This is a genomic window from Maribacter sp. 4U21, from assembly GCF_002742365.1.
GTDB lineage: Bacteria > Bacteroidota > Bacteroidia > Flavobacteriales > Flavobacteriaceae > Maribacter.
The window spans coordinates 176,149-193,460 of the sequence record NZ_MDGN01000072.1; the positions used below are offsets into that span (position 1 = coordinate 176,149).

Genomic DNA, 17,312 nt, shown 5'->3' on the forward strand with positions numbered 1-17,312 from the left:
ATGAAAAAGAAGCCAATAAGGCTTCTTTTTTTATGCGTCACGCTTGGCTCGTTTGGCGTCACGTTTCTCTTTCAAAAGTTCTATAATATTACCTCCCAGCCAATAAGGCACTGCAAAGAGTAATAAAAATATCATTAACCAAAACCCGATAGTAAGTATGGTTAAAAATGCTAAAAATCCTAAATATTGGTCAAATTCGAACATATCAATATTATATATATCACAAAGATACCATAAACCTATTATTTTTTGCAAACTATAAATGAAATTAATTTGTCTTGAGGATAAAAAATAGGTTCTAATTAATTTAATCCTTTATTTTTAGCTTTTATCGTATACCTTAACTTTGTAATTGAAAAAAGTACAGTATGGAATATAGAATTGAAAAAGATACCATGGGACAAGTAAAAGTTCCAAATGATAAGTATTGGGGTGCCCAAACAGAGCGCTCTAGAAATAATTTTAAGATTGGGCCCGTAGCTTCTATGCCCTTGGACATTGTGTACGGTTTTGCCTATTTAAAGAAAGCTGCGGCTTATACCAATTGTAAACTTGGCGTTTTAACCGAATCCAAACGCAATTTAATAGCCCAAGTATGTGATGAAATATTGGCAGGTAAGCATGATGACCAGTTTCCATTGGTCATTTGGCAAACTGGCTCTGGAACACAGAGTAATATGAACATAAACGAGGTTATTGCAAATAGGGCACATGAGATAGCCGGCCATAAAATTGGTGAAGGCGAAAAAACCATACAACCCAACGATGATGTCAATAAATCGCAATCCTCTAATGATACCTTCCCTACGGGCATGCATATTGCCGCCTACAAGAAAATTGTGGAAGTAACGATTCCTGGAGTTACCAAATTACGAGACACCTTACAGGAAAAGAGTGAAACATTCAAGTCCGTTGTAAAAATCGGAAGAACGCATCTTATGGATGCCACTCCCCTAACCCTTGGTCAGGAATTTTCCGGTTATGTTTCTCAGCTAGATCACGGTCTAGTGGCCTTAAAAAACACCTTAGGCCACTTAAGTGAATTAGCACTGGGCGGAACTGCGGTAGGAACTGGACTCAATACGCCAAAGGGTTATGATGTCCTGGTGGCAAAATATATTGCTGAATTCTCCGGTCTTCCATTTGTAACGGCCAAGAATAAATTTGAGGCACTAGCAGCGCATGATGCTATTGTTGAAAGTCATGGGGCGCTTAAACAATTAGCAGTTTCATTGAATAAGATAGCGAACGATATTCGCATGATGGCCTCGGGGCCAAGATCGGGTATCGGAGAAATAATTATCCCGGCCAATGAACCCGGCAGTTCCATCATGCCCGGAAAGGTGAACCCTACGCAATGTGAGGCCCTGACCATGGTCTGTGCACAAGTAATGGGTAACGATGTAGCCATAGGTGTTGGAGGTACACAAGGACATTATGAATTAAATGTTTTCAAGCCGATGATGGCCGCTAACATTTTACAGTCCGCTCAGTTAATAGGAGATGCTTGCGTTAGCTTTGAAGAAAACTGTGCTGCGGGTATAGCCCCGAATCATTCCGTAATCAAAGAATTATTGAACAACTCCTTGATGTTGGTGACCGCGTTAAATACTAAAATTGGATACTATAAAGCGGCGGAAATAGCCAATACAGCGCATAAGAATGGAACTACTCTAAAAGAAGAAGCTATTAATTTAGGCTACGTAAGTGCTGAAGATTATGATGAATGGGTAAAGCCCGAAGCTATGGTAGGTAGTTTAAAATAGGGTCGTATTTTGCCATAAAACAAAAAGGGCAATCCATGATGGATTGCCCTTTTCTTATAAAATGGATAGTGTTCCTACTTTAAGGTAAACTGAGAAGTTCCCAGTAATTTCAACTTGTCGTCATATACATTTACCATGTATTGTCCTTTTTGAAAATCACCTGCCGGCTTATTGATATAATCACAGATATCCAAGGACTTGTTCTCGTAGTAGAAACCAGTTCCCTTGCTATAGGTTATTGAAGCACCGTTATCATTGGTCTTAGAAAAACTCTCTCCTAAAACGTTTCCTTGAGGATCTAATGTCTCAATATAGAACTCTCTGTCCCCTGCTTGTGCTATAACGTTATCAGCAACTGTAAAACAGATTTTAAACTTATCTGTAACTTTAGCTCTTGAAGTAGAGACTAGTTTACCGCTGTTACGCTCCTTAACGGCATCAACGTTTATTTTTGAAAGATTCAAAGCGGAACCCTTCTCTACAACATCTGCTAATTGTGTATTTTGAACTACAAGAGAATCATTGAAGACCGTTTGCTTCTCTAACTCCACGTAAGTACTATCTCTCTGCATGGCGATCATGCTGTTAGAACGTGTTAACGAATCTACTTGCTTTAATAATTGCTCTCTTTCCGCTTTAAGAACACCCACTTGTCTTCTATATCTTGCTAAAGAAGAAATATCGGCTTTCATCGTTTTTACAGAATCAATATATTTTGCAATATTATCTCTGGCACTTACCAATTCCTCATTAGTAGCATTGCTCTCTAAAATAGCCTTATCATATTCAGATTTTAAACTATTCAAATCTTCTACTACCAGTGCTTTTTCTTTAGTAAGAACAGTTTCAGTCTTCTTTTTATCTTGATAAAGACTTACTGTGTAAATAATGGTACCTAAAAGCACAACACCAAGTAATGCCGCTAATACCTTTAATCCATTGTTATTTTTTGTTTCAGTCATAATGTACTATTTAATTAATCTTAGTTGATTTTCAATAAATATTTTTAATTATATCATTATTATATACGAGTAGAACAGTTTTTTAGATGTTGAAAGTGTTAATTAATTGAAACGGCTTTAATTACATAACTTAACTTTGTTAAATCAATTGAACCTATCAATATATTATCATGGTTAACATAGTCCCATTTCAAAGTGAGTATGCTACGGCTTTCAGAGACTTGAATATGGCGTGGCTCAAGGAATATTTTTATGTAGAGCCAAAGGACAGGATGTTATTGGAGCATTGCCAAGAGCACATTATTGATAAGGGAGGGCATATTTTCGTTGCCCTAATAGAAAACCGTCCTGTGGGTTGCTTTTCGCTTATTCCCATCTCAGCTAAAATTTTTGAACTTGGCAAAATGGCCGTGTCCAAGGAAAATCAAGGAGAAGGAATAGGACAACAATTACTCACTTTTGCCATAGACTTTGCAAAACAACGGAATTGGGAAAAAATCATTCTCTACTCTAGCACTAAATTACCGAGTGCGCTTTATATTTATAGAAAATATGGATTTAAAACCGTTGCACTGGAAAAAGATTTACCTTACGCAAGAAGTGATATAAAAATGGAATTAAATTTGATTCCCGTAATTGAAAAATAACGAATAATGAAAAAGATTAGCGTCAGTCTAGTACTACTATCAGTGCTAATATTAGGCTGTAAAGAAACGAACAAAACCAAGATAGCGCAAACTGAAACATTACCCAGTAATGAGGCTGTGACGGAGAATTCAGACTTAAAAATAATACCTATCGCCCATGCTACGACTGTTCTAGAGTGGGACGATATTGTTATCTACATTGATCCCGTGGGAGGTGCTGAAGCCTTTTCATCTCAAAAAGACCCCGATCTCATATTGATAACGGACATTCACGGCGATCACTTTAACTTAGAAACTTTACAAGGACTCAATACCATGAAGTCCAAAATTGTTGTACCACAGGCTGTAGCTGATAAAATGTCTGATGAATTTGTACCACAACTGGATATTCTAAATAACGGTGATACAAAAGAACGTTTTGACATTAGCATCAAGGCAATACCGATGTACAATTTGCGAGAAGAAGCCTTGAAGTTCCATGAAAAAGGCAGAGGTAACGGTTATGTCTTAACAAAGGGAGGCGAAAGTCTTTATTTTTCAGGAGATACCGAGGATATTCCGGAAATGAGAGCCTTAGAAAATATAGATAAGGCTTTCATCTGTATGAACCTCCCCTATACCATGACCGAAGAAAGTGCTGCGAATGCAGTGCTCGAGTTTGAGCCAAAACAAGTGTATCCTTACCATTACAGAGGAAGACCTGATGTGAGTGATGTAGCAAAATTCAAAAAAATCGTCAATGATGGAAATCAGGACATTGAGGTAGTTCAGCTAGATTGGTATCCCAATGAGGATTACTAAAGTATAGGTAACACATATAATACTGAAAAAAGCTCCTAAGAAATTCAGGATCTTTTTTCAGTATTGACATCAGCAGCGACTACTATCGAATCAGCTTTTTGTATTTAATTCGCTTGGGCATAATATCCGCCCCTAAGCGTTTCTTTCTGTTTTCTTCGTAATCAGAGAAAGAACCCTCAAAGAAATAAACTTGCGAATCACCCTCAAAAGCCAATATATGCGTACAAATCCTGTCTAAAAACCATCTATCGTGAGATATCACCACAGCACAACCAGCGAAGTTTTCTAACCCCTCTTCTAGGGCTCGTAAGGTATTTACGTCCAGATCGTTCGTTGGTTCATCTAAAAGTAAAACATTACCCTCTTCTTTTAAGGTCATGGCCAGGTGCAATCGGTTGCGCTCTCCACCGGAAAGCATACTTACCTTTTTGTTCTGCTCACTTCCTGAAAAATTGAATCTACTTAAATACGCTCTGGAGTTAACTTGTCTGCCCCCCATCATTACGAGCTCTTGTTCATCACTGAAATTTTGCCAAATGGTTTTTTCAGGATCTATGTTAGCGTGACTTTGGTCTACGTAGGCAATTTTAGCGGTATCACCTACGATGAACTCTCCCTTATCGGGTGTTTCTTCTCCCATTATCATTCTAAATATGGTCGTTTTACCAGCACCATTAGGACCAATAATACCTACTATACCCGCTTGTGGTAAGTTGAAAGCTAAATCCTCATAAAGCAACTTGTCGTCATATGCCTTGCTCACACCTTTGGCCTCGATAACGTTTGTACCTAGTCTAGGACCGTTGGGAATATATATTTCCAGCTTTTCGTCCAGCTGCTTTTGATCTTGGCTCATTAACTTGTCATAATTCTTCAAACGTGCCTTTTGTTTGGTCTGTCTTCCTTTTGCTCCTTGCCTTACCCACTCCAGCTCTCGCTCTAAAGTCTTCTGTCTTTTAGAGGCCGTTTTACTTTCTTGGGCCAAGCGTTTCGATTTCTGGTCTAGCCAAGAAGAATAATTCCCTTTCCAAGGAATGCCTTCTCCCCTGTCTAACTCCAATATCCAACCGGCAACGTTATCCAAGAAGTACCTATCATGCGTTACGGCGATTACCGTGCCTTTATATTGGGCCAAATGATGTTCTAACCAATGTACGGATTCAGCATCTAAATGGTTCGTAGGCTCATCTAAAAGTAAAATCTCCGGCTCTTGAAGCAGTAATCTACATAGGGCAACCCTTCTGCGTTCCCCACCGGACAGCACTCCTATTTTCTTATCTGAATCAGGTGTTCTTAAGGCATCCATCGCGATTTCTAGCTTGGTATCTAACTCCCAAGCGTTGGAGGCGTCTATCTTATCTTGCAACAAAGCTTGTTTATCCATAAGTTGCTGCATCTTATCCGCATCTTCATAAACTTCTGGAAGCCCAAACATGTCATTGATTTTGTTATATTCATCTAAAATGGCCACGGTTTCCGAGACACCTTCTTTAACAATCTCAAGAACCGTTTTATTTTCGTCCAACTCCGGCTCCTGTTCTAAGTAACCTACATTATACCCAGGAGAGAAAACTACATCACCTTGAAAATTTTTATCGACTCCCGCGATTATCTTGAGCAAGGTGGATTTACCTGAACCGTTCAGGCCCAAAATACCAATTTTTGCTCCGTAGAAGAAGCTTAAATAAATGTTCTTTAGAACAGGCGTATTCGCATTCTTGTAGGTTTTGGTTAAACCGGACATAGAAAAAATGACCTTCTTATCGTCAGACATAAATTTTTAATATTAAATGTTAGATGTAATTGAACAATTGGTGAACGTTCGAAAGTATCGCACGTATTTTATATAAGATCAGCGGATTAAGTAAGGACTATTATTCCTTAGATTTAAACGCTATGGTAAATTTTAAACCCTACCCTTCAGTGCATTGAATACCCAAGCAATGGCAAAAAAACCTACGCCTACAGAGGCAAAACCCCATCCGGCAACATCATCATATCTAAAGGCCCCTAAGGCAATAAGTCCAAGCCCAACTCCTATCATAATCCAAGTTGCCCATGCCAATACTGTATTCTTATTCATGCTCATATGCTCATTTTGGTTTGTGGTAACTCCAAATATCGTGAATTTAAAAAATAATACAAGATTTTTTAGACAGGTTTTACCCTTCAAATGGGAATCTTACACCGGCTTTGTTCCTTACCGTATCTAAAAGCGCACACAAATCGGTACTATTCTTATGGCTCCAAAGTTCACTTTGTAATAAACCTGCTTCCAGACAACGCTGTACCTCTTGAATTTCATAAGAGTATCCCTTGCCAACTTTACCAACCTCAACATCCGTCGTTTCTTGCCCTTTTTGTACGATATATCCAGAAGTTTCATGCCATCTAGGTTTTATATAGATAGACCCTTTGCTGCCGGCTATCTCCGCCTTCATCTCCGAATTAGAAGATAAACCGCTATAAAGTATGGCCTGTGCTTGCTCATATTCGAAAATCATGGAAGTCTGAACTTCAACCCCGGTTTTATGAAAATTTGATTTTGCCGTAATATTATCTGGCATTCCTAATAGGAGATAAGCCAGAAAAATAGGATAGATTCCGATATCCAATATAGAGCCCCCTGCCAAAGCCGGATTTAAAATTCTTCCCTTCTCATCCCTATCCAATCCATAGAAGGCAAAATCGGCCTTTAAATAACCGAGGGCACCTATTTCACCATTTTCAACAAGTTCCTTTACCTTTTTAATGGTAGGATTAAATCGGGTCCATAAGGCTTCCATTAAAAAAACCTTATTCCCCTTAGCTTTTTCGAGCATACCTGCTACCTCTGCACCATTTATGCCTAAAGGCTTTTCGCAGAGTACATGTTTTTTATAATCCATCGCCATAATACTCAGTGCTGCGTGCGATGTGTGTGGCGTAGCGATGTAAACCACATCTACAGTATCACTTTTAAAAAGGTCTTCATAGCTTCCAAAAGCGTGTGGAGCGTTATAATGAGCAGCAAATTCCTGTGCTTTTGTTACATCTCTGGATGCTACCGCAGTAATGGCATTATCCTTCACCAAAGCCATATCCTTAGCAAAGGTGTGAGCAATATTACCGGCTCCTACAATTCCCCATCGTATCATTCTAAAAGGTGTTTGAAGTTTATCCAAATGTACTCAATTTTCCTGCTTATCTTTAACCTATAAATTGAAACTACTGGAATGGATATTAAGTTCAATAAAAACGAAGACGTAAATAAATTGATGCTTTCCGAGCTTCGAAAAAAACTAGCCGAGGTTGCTTTAGGAGGTGGTAAAGCCAGAATTGAGAAGCAACACAAGCAAGGGAAAATGACCGCTCGCGAGCGTATCGATTATTTATTGGACGATACATCCCAAAGTATAGAAATAGGGGCATTCGTAGGTGATGGCATGTACGAAGAACACGGGGGATGTCCATCTGGTGGGGTTGTTATAAAGATGGGTCATGTTTCGGGAAAACAATGCTTGGTAGTTGCAAACGATGCTACGGTTAAGGCAGGAGCCTGGTTTCCCATAACCGCCAAAAAGAACTTACGGGCCCAGAAAATTGCCATTGAAAATAAATTACCGATCATTTACTTGGTGGACAGCGCAGGGGTTTACCTGCCTATGCAGGATGAGATTTTTCCGGATAAAGAACATTTTGGACGCATCTTCCGCAATAATGCTATCATGAGCAGCATGGGAATCACGCAGATTTCTGCCGTCATGGGTAGTTGTGTGGCGGGTGGTGCCTATTTGCCCATTATGAGCGATGAGGCTCTAATCGTAGATAAAACCGGTAGCATCTTTTTAGCGGGAAGTTATTTGGTAAAAGCTGCTATTGGGGAAAGTATAGACAATGAAACCTTAGGAGGTGCTACCACACATTGCGAAATCAGCGGTGTTACGGATTATAAGGCAAAAGATGATGGGGCAGCACTTGATACCATTAAAAACATAATGGATAAAATAGGTGATGCGACCAAGGCAGGATTTAACCGCAAGGAGACGGCAGCACCTAAGAAAGACCCAAAGGATATTTACGGCATATTACCGGGTTCTAGATCCGAGCAATATGACATGATGGACATAATAGAACGGCTGGTGGACGATTCGGAATTTGAGGCGTATAAGGATGGTTACGGACAGAGCATCCTAACGGGCTATGCCCGGATTGATGGTTGGGCAGTAGGTATTGTCGCCAATCAACGAAAGGTGGTCAAGACCAAAAAAGGAGAAATGCAATTTGGAGGAGTCATCTATTCGGACTCCGCAGATAAAGCAACACGCTTTATAGCCAATTGTAACCAAAAAAAGATTCCACTGGTATTTTTACAGGACGTAACCGGATTCATGGTGGGGAGTAAGAGTGAACATGGCGGAATCATAAAAGATGGAGCAAAAATGGTGAACGCGGTCAGTAATTCCGTGGTGCCTAAATTCACCATCGTTATTGGCAACAGCTACGGCGCAGGGAATTACGCCATGTGCGGAAAAGCCTATGACCCCAGATTTATCGTCGCATGGCCAAGTGCGGAGTTAGCGGTCATGAGCGGAAATTCTGCGGCAAAAGTACTTTTACAGATTGAAAAAGCTTCCTTGAAGAAGAAGGGTGAAACGATAACCGAAGCCAAAGAAAAAGAACTGTTCGATAAAATTAAAAAACGCTATGACCGGCAAGTATCTCCCTATTACGCTGCGGCCCGTTTATGGACCGATGCCATCATAGACCCACTTGATACTAGAAAATGGATTTCAATGGGTATAGAAGCTGCCAATCATGCGCCGATTGAAAAGGCTTTTAACATGGGCGTTTTACAGGTATAAACTATTCACTTTCTAAATTGACATTGACCCTGGTTCTATCTAGAATTTTAATCAGTTTGGTTTTCATATCCGCTGCTTTAAAGGTAACTAAATCCCCTTTTTGGGCCTTTAGGACATATCTACCTTGCGTATTGGCTACGGTAGATTCACCGTTCATTTCATTGGTAATAGTTGCACCTGAAACCCCACGCCCCGCAAAGAAAACAAAGCCTGAAATATTCAAGTTCGTCGCTTTCTTTCCTTTAGCGACCAGAGCTTTGAAATTACGGGCGGGCTTATCGGAATAATAGGTAGAATTCAATTGATACGCCATAGCTGATTTTTCTAATTTTTCCCACGCCGCCAGACTCGCGTATTTTCTATAAGAGTGTGTATACTTATTAGGAGCTGCCATGAGCACCAAGCTCACTTTTTTGGCTCCATATATTTTTAATAGTTCCAAACTCAGAATAAAATCGTTCTTAACATAGATATCATAAGGCGATAAATCTACCTTAGATACCCTCGCGTTTTTGCCTATTGTATGAAAAATACTCTTACCAGAAGTATTCAGGTTAGTGCCCGGAAAACTCTTAAAACCGTCTTCATCATAAATATTAATGCGTACAAGAAGACTATCCGAGGCATTGGAGGCAACTTCAAAAACCAGGTCCTCTAGTTTTCTGAGACCTTTTTTTACTTTTATTTTTGTGGCCAGTTCTCCGCCTAAAGCAATATTATCCTTCCAATAGCCATAAATTTTCTCACCAGTATTTTGATAGCCAATAATTTCCTGAATCTCATAAGCGCCCTTATTGGTTACTACAATCTCATTAAGTTTTACTATTTCTGGCTGCAGTACTATTTCAGGGTATTCATCATAAGCGAACTGTAAATCTTTTACCGCTTGTTTAAATGTTTTATAACCGATTGAAGAAAATTGCAAGGAATCCCTAAGGCTATATTCCTCTTTGTTCAATTCTAAATGAAATAGACCCTCTTCATCACTAACGGTCCCGACACCTCTATTGACAATACCAATATTGACATAAGGTACAGACTCCTTAGTCTTAGCGTCTAGTACACGACCCTTATAATCTTGTTGTGCATACATCGGTAAGCAGGAAAGGGCGACTAAAATTATAAATAATATTTTCCGCATAATTTAATTTGAAACAATTGAAAGCGCATTCGAAACCGTGAACAATTGCTGGTTTACGTTTTTCAGACTCAACTTAAAGACTTTAGTTTCTTTACGCTGTGACGCACTACCGTAGTTGTGGTAGATAGTTGCTTTCAAATAAGTAGGTGTTAAACTTTTGTTTCCAAAATATTTAGCGTTTACTTTCCATACCCCTTTAATACTTTCATCTATAAGATATTCTTCACTTGAGAAACCGGATATCTTCTTGTTCTTTAAGCCTTCTGCATCGGCAAAGAGCGAATGTTCCGATTTGAAATAATTTTCCTCTGGGTTTACGAACTGTAGCTCGAACTCCGCCTCACTATCGTTCCATTCGAATACCAATCGCGTGCCGTTGAACTCGTCGTCCAACACAAGGTTCTTCAGTTCTTTTTTACGCAACAAATCTTTTCCCTTTAAAGCGATAAGATTGTTCAGCTCGCGTTCCATGATAATGTTCTGGTCGTCCTCCGCCCTCAGGAAACCCTCTTGCAACAGATAACCGTATCTGGCGTACATTGCCGCAGCTCTTTGGTTTTCTCCAATCTCGCGATAACTGTTGGCCAAATCCATATAACTCTGCGCGTAATTGGCACGAAGTATAAAAAGTTCCTTGTAAAGCTCACTGGCTTTCTTAAAGCTTCCTTTCTCTTGGTAAAGGTAAGCCAGGGCTTTTAAAGCCATAGGGTCTGAGGCGAATAGCTCTTTATGTTCTTCGATGATACCATAAGCGAATTCACCGTTCCCAAGTTCCTTTGAAAAATACTGATAGGCATCCAAAACAAAGTGGTAGGATTTACCGTATTGTGCCGATCGTTCCCTATAAATTTTCTTCGCTCCTCTTCGGTTACACTACTCCTTAATTGCCTCAGATATTCCGGCTCGTTCGAGGAGGTATCGAATGCCAGGGCGTCGTTTGAGTAAATATTGTTTCGAAGTTTTGCTTGATCATAATTTTCAATACCATTAGTACCGGGCGAGAAATTACCCGTTTTAGTGTTGATGATGACAATACCTCCCTTAGCCATGGTCCCATATTTAGTTAAACCGGAAAACGAAGGGATAACTGCAATTCTCTTTATATTAGAAATATCGACCATTGCACACGGCAAGCTTTCAAATACCGTTCCATCCACTTCATAAATTGAACCTCCTCCTCCTGCATTTCCTAAAGAAGTAACTTTCCTCATGGTTGTCTCCAAAAGATCCGTTACAGGATTGCACCTCGACGCTACTCCTGCAAATCGATTATTGATTAGGAAGGATAAATCGGGATAAACAATTTTAATTTCTTTCTCATCAACGGTTCGCATAGAATAGCCCACAACATCCTTATCCAAAATCCCGAACATGGTTTTGATAAGATTAGGATTGGTATTGTATTCTTGAAAGAGTTCTTTTTGAGTTTTACGTGGTAGGGTCTTAGTCACCGTAACATTATCCAGTTCATTTACTTCTGGCACCATTACAATATTTAATGTTCTACTAACATCCTCGGCAAGTATTTCCGCAGTTTCAAAGCCAACATAACTATAGCGAAGTAAAGCACCTTCTTTTACATTTAAGCTGTAATAACCGTTAGCATCGGTCTTGGTTCCATTTTTCGAATTTGATACAGTGATATTAACATCCTCCATCGGGGTCATACCGTTCGTAACCTTACCCGTAACGGTGATTTCATTTTGTTGACCCCATACAATAGAGGTAAACAGCCATAACATGACAGTGAATCTATACATATTCAGGCTTTAATTACCCACCACGGTGGACATATTAGAGACCGTAAACAATTGCTGGTTCACGTTCCTTAGGCTTAGTTTGAATACCTTGGTCTCCTTACGTTGCGATGCACTACCGAAGTTATGGTAAATAGTTGCTTTCAGATACGTTGGGGTGAGGCTTTTGTTGCCGAAGTATTTGGCATTTACTTTCCACACTCCTTTTACACTGTCGTCTATAAGGTATTCCTCACTGGAGAAACCGGATATCTTTTCATCTTTGATGCGATTTGCATCGGCCAGCAACGAATGTTCCGACTTAAAATAGTTCCCCTCGGGATTCACGAACTGTAGTTCAAACTCCACCTCACTATCGTTCCACTCGAATACCAGGCGCGTACCGTCGAACTCATCGTCCAAGACCAAATTCTTTAGTTCTCTTCTTGATAGCAATTCTCTACCTTTTAAAGCTATAAGATTGTTCAATTCCCTATCCATGATAATACCTAAATCTCCCTCAGCTCTTAAGAAGCCTTCTTCCAACAAGTAACCATATCTAGCATAAATTGCCGCAGCTCTTTGGTTTTCTCCAATCTCGCGATAACTATTGGCCAAATCCATATAACTCTGCGCGTAATTGGGTCTAAGACGAAAAACTTCTTTATATACTTCGTTGGCTTCTTTAAGTCTACCTTCTGCTTGATAGGTATACGCTAGCGCTTTTAAAGCTAGGGGATTATCATAAATGACTTGTTTGTTGTTTTCAATAATACCGTCTGCAAAATCAGTATTTTTCCATCTATTAGAAAAATGGTCGTAAGCGTCCAAAATATAGAAATATGAACTTCTGTACACCTTTATCTGTTCATTGTATGTGGCGATGGCCTCGGCCTCGCTTTTACTATCCATTAATTTAGTAAGGTAGATAGGTCTATCTTTTTTTAAATCCTCGCTAGTCAGTACATCCCCATTAAATTTATTGTTCCGAAGTCTTGCCAGGTCATATGGCTTATCCGTACCAGGCTCTGGGAAATAGTTAGCTCCTTTGGTGTTAATGACTATGACACCTCCATTTGCTGCTCCTCCATATTTTGTAACGGCCCCTAGACCGCTGATTACAGCAATCCGTTCTATATTTTCTATTTGTAGAAAATTAGGGAAATCTGTAATAATCAATCCATCAACATCATAAATCGCTGGAAAAAATCCAAGAGCACCTCCTCGTAAGTAAATGGTAGGATTTAAAAAATCTAGACCATTTCTTTCTACTCTAACCCCTGGGAATCGATATTGAATAACTGTAGCTATGTCCAAACCAATAGGATTTAAATCCCTGCCTTCTGCAATGCGCACGGCAAAACTGGTAACATCCTTATCCAAGATACCAAAGGCGGTGTTTATAAGATTTTTATTGGTGGCATATTCCGCTCTCAATTGTTTCTGAGATTTCAACACCGTTTTTTCGACGACCACTTCATCCAATTGATTTACTTCCGGAGTCAATTCAATATTTAAAATACGCGTCACATCTTCAACAACTATTTCTAAAGTACGCATGCTGGGATAGGCATAGGAAACTAATTGTCCTGGTCTGGCATTAATGGTATACCTGCCTTCCATATCCGTTTTGGTAGCTTCCTCTGAACCGGAGACTTTTATTTCAGCATTAATAAGAGGTGTATCGAGATAAGTGACCACTCCTTTTATAGTGTTCAATTTTTCCTGTGCAAAAGAAAATGCACTAACAGTACAGACGAGTAATAGGACAACGGCTTTTTTCATGGTATCGATTTTTTATTAAGATAAGAAAAAGACCACAAGAATTAAGCCATCTTATGATTTGATTAACTAAATTTTTAAAGCAATAATCTCTTTTTTAGGATTTTGACCGTCTAGATATAGCCAGACCAATTTCTTTGTTTGTGAAGGATATCCAAAATTAGAGTAAACGGAACACAACAAAACCAATGGCTCTGAATTGTCCCTGTCTAAGTTACCCAGGAAATCCGCATTTATTTTCCAATTGCCTTTTAGATCGTCATACAATTCAAACTCCTCCATAGCGTAACCTAAACTTACTTCCTCTTCAATTCTACCACTATTCGCCGCACTGGTATGCTCCCAATTGAAATAACGGTTTTGAGGGTTGACGAATTGAACGTTGAATTCTGTTTTAGCATTGCTCCACTCCACTAGGAGACGCATATTCATCTGCGTATTCTTAAAATAGGGTTCCGCTACCTTGGTTATATCCAAAACATCTCGTTTTTGAAAAATCAAATTCTTGAGTTCTCTTTCTAAAGATTTGCTTATGGGGCTTACTTCCATTGTACCATAAGCACCCCCATTAGCCAGGGTAATGAGGCGGTCCAATGCCGCTTGATATTCTTTTTGCTCAAGTTGTAATTTAGCCTCGGTGAAAAAGGGTTGTAATGCGGTTGGCTTCGCGGTATTTAGCTGGTTATTGAGAATTTGTACGGCATCATAATCTCCCAAATATCGTAAGGACAGGGCTACAAGGCTTAAGTACGATTCTTTGTCACTATTCTTCTCCCATAGATTAGATATCACTCTAGCAGCTAACTTGCGGTCCTTATCCTTGAAAAACTCAAAAGCATCTAGGTAAAAAGAATCGTTGTTCTCATTGAAGTTTCGTAAGGTCAAATACTTACCATATGCCTTATCCATATCCGTATACGCCTCCAGAGCTTTGGTAAGTGCGGATTTGGTAATAATGATTTTTGCCTCAGGGTCATATACATTATTTTGAGCCAAGGCCGTATTTTTTGTTCCACCAGTACCCCCACCGTAAGATGCGGTTTTTGTCGTTATTAAGATTACACCGTTGTTACCCGCCGAGCCGTACCTATTGGTAGCTGCGTAACCTTTAAGCACCGTGATATCAGCTACGTTGTCGGGGTTTACAAAGCTCGATGCAGCATTACTAGAACTACCGAAAGAAGAATCGTTCTGCTCCATAGGAACCCCATCGATAACAATAAGTCCGTAATTATTACCCAATATAGTGGCGTTTGTCCGCATAGTGACTTGGGTAAGGTCTTCTCCAGGACCAAGATTGACCCCAGAAAACCTTCCTTGTACCGATTGTCTAATATCTGTCTGTATAGGGGTTATGTCTTCCGAATCGATTGATTGCACCGCATAACCGATTTCTTCCTTGCTTTTGAGGCCATTTCCCGTATTCACAAGATCTTCTGAGATTGCATTGACCCGTTGTTCCGTTACAACCACTTCGTCCAATGTGGTTACATTGGCTTTTAAGAAAACATCTAAGCTGTTATTAAAGTAACCGATTGGAACGGTTTTCATCGTTTTATTTGCCCTGCTGGTAATTAGAATAGAATCACCAGGAACCGCGGGCAAGGAAAATTTACCACTACTATCTGTCTTAATTATCTTGTTACTTCCAATAATTCTAATTTCAATATCGTTGGTAGGGACATTGTCAATATAAACTGTACCGGTTATTTCTTTTTTATTCGGAAGTTCCTTTGCTGCCGCGGTGGCTTTTATATTATCCGGTAATATGGCTGCAAAATCCATTAATCTTCCACGACCTACTAGAGCAGATTTTTTCAAGAATTCCTCATTCCTGCCCAAAGCGCTACTGATGACATAATTACCCTTTTTTACGGGTAAAACCTCATCAGGCACTAAGGCATTACCATCGGTAAAAAAATATACCGTTTTATTCGCAATCTTGGCGGCAAGACCCTCATAGACTGTTGCGCCATCCGGAACGACAGAAGTTAAGGTAGTTTTTAATTCGCTCCAATCCCCGTTATTAATCTGAAAAACCTTCTCCTCTATAGCGATATCAAAAAGCAAGAGTTGAACGGTTTGGTCGGGATTTTTTTTAAAAATTTTCTCTAAAATTTCAAATTCCTTTTCCATATCTCGGCTCAACATGGAGAATGAAGTGTCCCAACAAATTGTAATCGTATTGTTTTCTACCCCCTGAGCGTCTAGCAGATTTGCCAATAAAATAACGAGGATACTTAGTCTTTTCATATTTTCTAATTGCCTTGATGCGTTTTTAAACGGGGTATTAACATAAGTTCTTTTTGTCTACCATTAACGTATCTAAATCCGTTCGCTCCAAAAAAACCTGCTTCTTCCAACATAATTCTAATATCCCGGTTCCATTCTGGAATAGTGATCGTGGTATTTAGTTCTATGGCGTAAACGGTATTCGGGTTTAGCGGATAGTTCTCCCCATCGTCCTTCATTACGCCACCTTGAGCATCCCACATACCAATGGTTGTTCCTGCAGAATGACCGTATAGACCAAGAGGATGTGTATAGATTGAAGGTCTTAAACCTGCGGCTTTTGCCTCAGCTAATGATTTTGCCAAGATTTCGTTCCCTGTTTTGCCTTCAACCATGTTCCCGGTCAAAAAGTCTTGCACACGATTCCCATCTTTTAATCCATTGATTAAAAAGTCAGGCGCAGCTTTTTCCTCTGGTTTTAGCACATAGGCCAATTCCTGACAATCTGTATTGAGTCTTAAATAGGTAATACCAAAATCGCAATGCAACAAATCTCCCGGAAGAATGACCATATCGTCCGGCCGGCCGGAGAACGAATAGAGGTGACCCACCAAATCTTCCTTTGAACGCTGTACATCAACCGTTGGGTGAAACCAGGTTTCCAGCCCTAAATCAGTTACTTTTTGACGCATCCACCATTCTACTTCGGTGGTCGTCGTTACCCCTGGGGTAATTACTTTTTCAGAAAAAGCTTCGGCGATAATATCATGGGTAATATCTACCAATTGGTTGTAAATGACCATTTCGCTTTCTGTTCGGGTTTCTATCCACCTCACCGCCAATTGCTCGGCAGAAACAACACTTTTTTGAAAGCTCTTGGGAAGATTTTGCATGAACTCATCATAATCGGTCTTATCCAATCCATCTGCAATATTGTGATCCTTAGAAAAATTGAGCCCTATTTTCTTAGGATTTCGCTCGGAAATCAACTGCATGAGCCGCTTCCACTGGTTCGGTTCCTTTTCCTTATCCCAAGCGGATTTAATACTCTTTCCTACATTATAGCGAGCAACCGCTAGTTTTTCAATGGTATTATTGGTCTTATCTCTGTAAAATAAAAGAATAGTTCTTCTCCTTGCGTTTAACCAAGTAGCCGGAAGCATGGTCTTGATCACCGGGTCTTCATTATATTCCCTAGAAATAACGACCCACATATCAATATCGGAAGCGTCCATCAATTGCGGAAGCAAATTATTAAAACGATTTTCTAAAATTTCATCGACCACCATGGCCCGTTTGTTTTCAGGCAAAATTTGTTGTCCAGAAACCTGTAAAACAATGAGTAGAAATATAAGTTTAACAACGTTATGCATTTTTAAATTTTTGGTTTAAAATACGTTT

15 protein-coding genes are annotated in these 17,312 nt (G+C 39.6%); 4 read left to right on the plus strand and 11 right to left on the minus strand.

The features are described 5' to 3' along the window. Positions 1-30: 30 nt before the first annotated feature. A complete protein-coding gene (locus tag BFP77_RS17035) occupies positions 31-204 on the minus strand; it encodes a hypothetical protein (protein ID WP_099574789.1) in 174 nt (57 codons plus the stop codon). A gap of 164 nt (positions 205-368) precedes the next feature. On the opposite strand from BFP77_RS17035, the gene fumC reads away from it, so the two are divergent. Next, entirely contained in the window at positions 369-1,766 is a 1,398-nt protein-coding gene (gene fumC, locus BFP77_RS14705) for a class II fumarate hydratase (protein WP_099574791.1), read from the plus strand. 74 nt (positions 1,767-1,840) lie between these two features. Here the strand turns inward: fumC and BFP77_RS14710 are convergent, their stop codons facing one another. Continuing rightward, positions 1,841-2,728: a hypothetical protein gene (locus tag BFP77_RS14710; RefSeq protein ID WP_099574792.1), complete on the minus strand. Its 888-nt coding sequence runs from the start codon at positions 2,726-2,728 to the stop codon at positions 1,841-1,843. Between the two features lie 170 nt (positions 2,729-2,898). On the opposite strand from BFP77_RS14710, the gene BFP77_RS14715 reads away from it, so the two are divergent. Together BFP77_RS14715 and BFP77_RS14720 are read left to right on the plus strand one after the other, a co-directional pair. Beyond that, the gene (locus BFP77_RS14715; RefSeq protein ID WP_180272367.1) at positions 2,899-3,375 is read left to right on the plus strand and encodes a GNAT family N-acetyltransferase; all 477 of its coding nucleotides are present in this window, start codon (positions 2,899-2,901) and stop codon (positions 3,373-3,375) included. A gap of 6 nt (positions 3,376-3,381) precedes the next feature. Next, positions 3,382-4,176 (plus strand): MBL fold metallo-hydrolase, encoded by a 795-nt coding sequence (locus tag BFP77_RS14720; RefSeq protein WP_099574796.1) that lies wholly within the window; start codon positions 3,382-3,384, stop codon positions 4,174-4,176. Between the two features lie 82 nt (positions 4,177-4,258). On the opposite strand, the gene ettA is transcribed toward BFP77_RS14720, so the two are convergent. The 3 genes from ettA to BFP77_RS14735 all read right to left on the minus strand — a co-directional run bounded on the left by ettA (position 4,259) and on the right by BFP77_RS14735 (position 7,340). Next, a complete protein-coding gene (gene ettA, locus BFP77_RS14725; RefSeq protein WP_099574797.1) occupies positions 4,259-5,950 on the minus strand; it encodes an energy-dependent translational throttle protein EttA in 1,692 nt (563 codons plus the stop codon). Positions 5,951-6,082: 132 nt separating this feature from the next. Beyond that, positions 6,083-6,265, minus strand: a complete 183-nt coding sequence (locus BFP77_RS14730; protein ID WP_099574799.1) for a CAL67264 family membrane protein — start codon at positions 6,263-6,265, stop codon at positions 6,083-6,085. 73 nt (positions 6,266-6,338) lie between these two features. Next, a complete protein-coding gene (locus tag BFP77_RS14735) occupies positions 6,339-7,340 on the minus strand; it encodes a Gfo/Idh/MocA family protein (RefSeq protein ID WP_257212978.1) in 1,002 nt (333 codons plus the stop codon). 51 nt (positions 7,341-7,391) lie between these two features. On the opposite strand from BFP77_RS14735, the gene BFP77_RS14740 reads away from it, so the two are divergent. Then, complete coding sequence (locus BFP77_RS14740) at positions 7,392-9,020, plus strand: acyl-CoA carboxylase subunit beta (RefSeq protein WP_099574802.1); 1,629 nt, start codon at positions 7,392-7,394, stop codon at positions 9,018-9,020. 1 nt (position 9,021) lies between these two features. On the opposite strand, the gene BFP77_RS14745 is transcribed toward BFP77_RS14740, so the two are convergent. From BFP77_RS14745 to BFP77_RS14770, 6 genes are all read right to left on the minus strand, one after another. Beyond that, positions 9,022-10,161, minus strand: a complete 1,140-nt coding sequence (locus tag BFP77_RS14745) for a carboxypeptidase-like regulatory domain-containing protein (protein WP_099574804.1) — start codon at positions 10,159-10,161, stop codon at positions 9,022-9,024. Positions 10,162-10,164: 3 nt separating this feature from the next. Continuing rightward, a complete protein-coding gene (locus BFP77_RS14750; RefSeq protein ID WP_099574805.1) occupies positions 10,165-10,866 on the minus strand; it encodes a DUF2135 domain-containing protein in 702 nt (233 codons plus the stop codon). After that, the gene (locus tag BFP77_RS14755) at positions 10,857-11,921 is read right to left on the minus strand and encodes a carboxypeptidase-like regulatory domain-containing protein (protein WP_099574807.1); all 1,065 of its coding nucleotides are present in this window, start codon (positions 11,919-11,921) and stop codon (positions 10,857-10,859) included. Before BFP77_RS14755 ends, BFP77_RS14750 begins: the two co-directional genes overlap by 10 nt. A gap of 9 nt (positions 11,922-11,930) precedes the next feature. Then, positions 11,931-13,682 (minus strand): carboxypeptidase-like regulatory domain-containing protein, encoded by a 1,752-nt coding sequence (locus BFP77_RS14760; protein WP_099574808.1) that lies wholly within the window; start codon positions 13,680-13,682, stop codon positions 11,931-11,933. A gap of 66 nt (positions 13,683-13,748) precedes the next feature. Next, positions 13,749-15,932: a YfaP family protein gene (locus tag BFP77_RS14765; RefSeq protein ID WP_099574810.1), complete on the minus strand. Its 2,184-nt coding sequence runs from the start codon at positions 15,930-15,932 to the stop codon at positions 13,749-13,751. 5 nt (positions 15,933-15,937) lie between these two features. Continuing rightward, a complete protein-coding gene (locus tag BFP77_RS14770; RefSeq protein WP_099574812.1) occupies positions 15,938-17,284 on the minus strand; it encodes a M24 family metallopeptidase in 1,347 nt (448 codons plus the stop codon). Between the last annotated feature and the right edge of the window lie 28 nt (positions 17,285-17,312).

Bases quoted from the DNA above. Each gene is read 5' to 3' on its own strand.
- BFP77_RS17035 (WP_099574789.1), bottom strand. From the start codon at position 204: ATGTTCGAATTTGACCAATATTTAGGATTTTTAGCATTTTTAACCATA.
- fumC (WP_099574791.1), top strand. From the start codon at position 369: ATGGAATATAGAATTGAAAAAGATACCATGGGACAAGTAAAAGTTCCA.
- BFP77_RS14710 (WP_099574792.1), bottom strand. From the start codon at position 2,728: ATGACTGAAACAAAAAATAACAATGGATTAAAGGTATTAGCGGCATTA.
- BFP77_RS14715 (WP_180272367.1), top strand. From the start codon at position 2,899: ATGGTTAACATAGTCCCATTTCAAAGTGAGTATGCTACGGCTTTCAGA.
- BFP77_RS14720 (WP_099574796.1), top strand. From the start codon at position 3,382: ATGAAAAAGATTAGCGTCAGTCTAGTACTACTATCAGTGCTAATATTA.
- ettA (WP_099574797.1), bottom strand. From the start codon at position 5,950: ATGTCTGACGATAAGAAGGTCATTTTTTCTATGTCCGGTTTAACCAAA.
- BFP77_RS14730 (WP_099574799.1), bottom strand. From the start codon at position 6,265: ATGAGCATGAATAAGAATACAGTATTGGCATGGGCAACTTGGATTATG.
- BFP77_RS14740 (WP_099574802.1), top strand. From the start codon at position 7,392: ATGGATATTAAGTTCAATAAAAACGAAGACGTAAATAAATTGATGCTT.
- BFP77_RS14745 (WP_099574804.1), bottom strand. From the start codon at position 10,161: ATGCGGAAAATATTATTTATAATTTTAGTCGCCCTTTCCTGCTTACCG.
- BFP77_RS14750 (WP_099574805.1), bottom strand. From the start codon at position 10,866: ATGGCTTTAAAAGCCCTGGCTTACCTTTACCAAGAGAAAGGAAGCTTT.
- BFP77_RS14755 (WP_099574807.1), bottom strand. From the start codon at position 11,921: ATGTATAGATTCACTGTCATGTTATGGCTGTTTACCTCTATTGTATGG.
- BFP77_RS14760 (WP_099574808.1), bottom strand. From the start codon at position 13,682: ATGAAAAAAGCCGTTGTCCTATTACTCGTCTGTACTGTTAGTGCATTT.
- BFP77_RS14765 (WP_099574810.1), bottom strand. From the start codon at position 15,932: ATGAAAAGACTAAGTATCCTCGTTATTTTATTGGCAAATCTGCTAGAC.
- BFP77_RS14770 (WP_099574812.1), bottom strand. From the start codon at position 17,284: ATGCATAACGTTGTTAAACTTATATTTCTACTCATTGTTTTACAGGTT.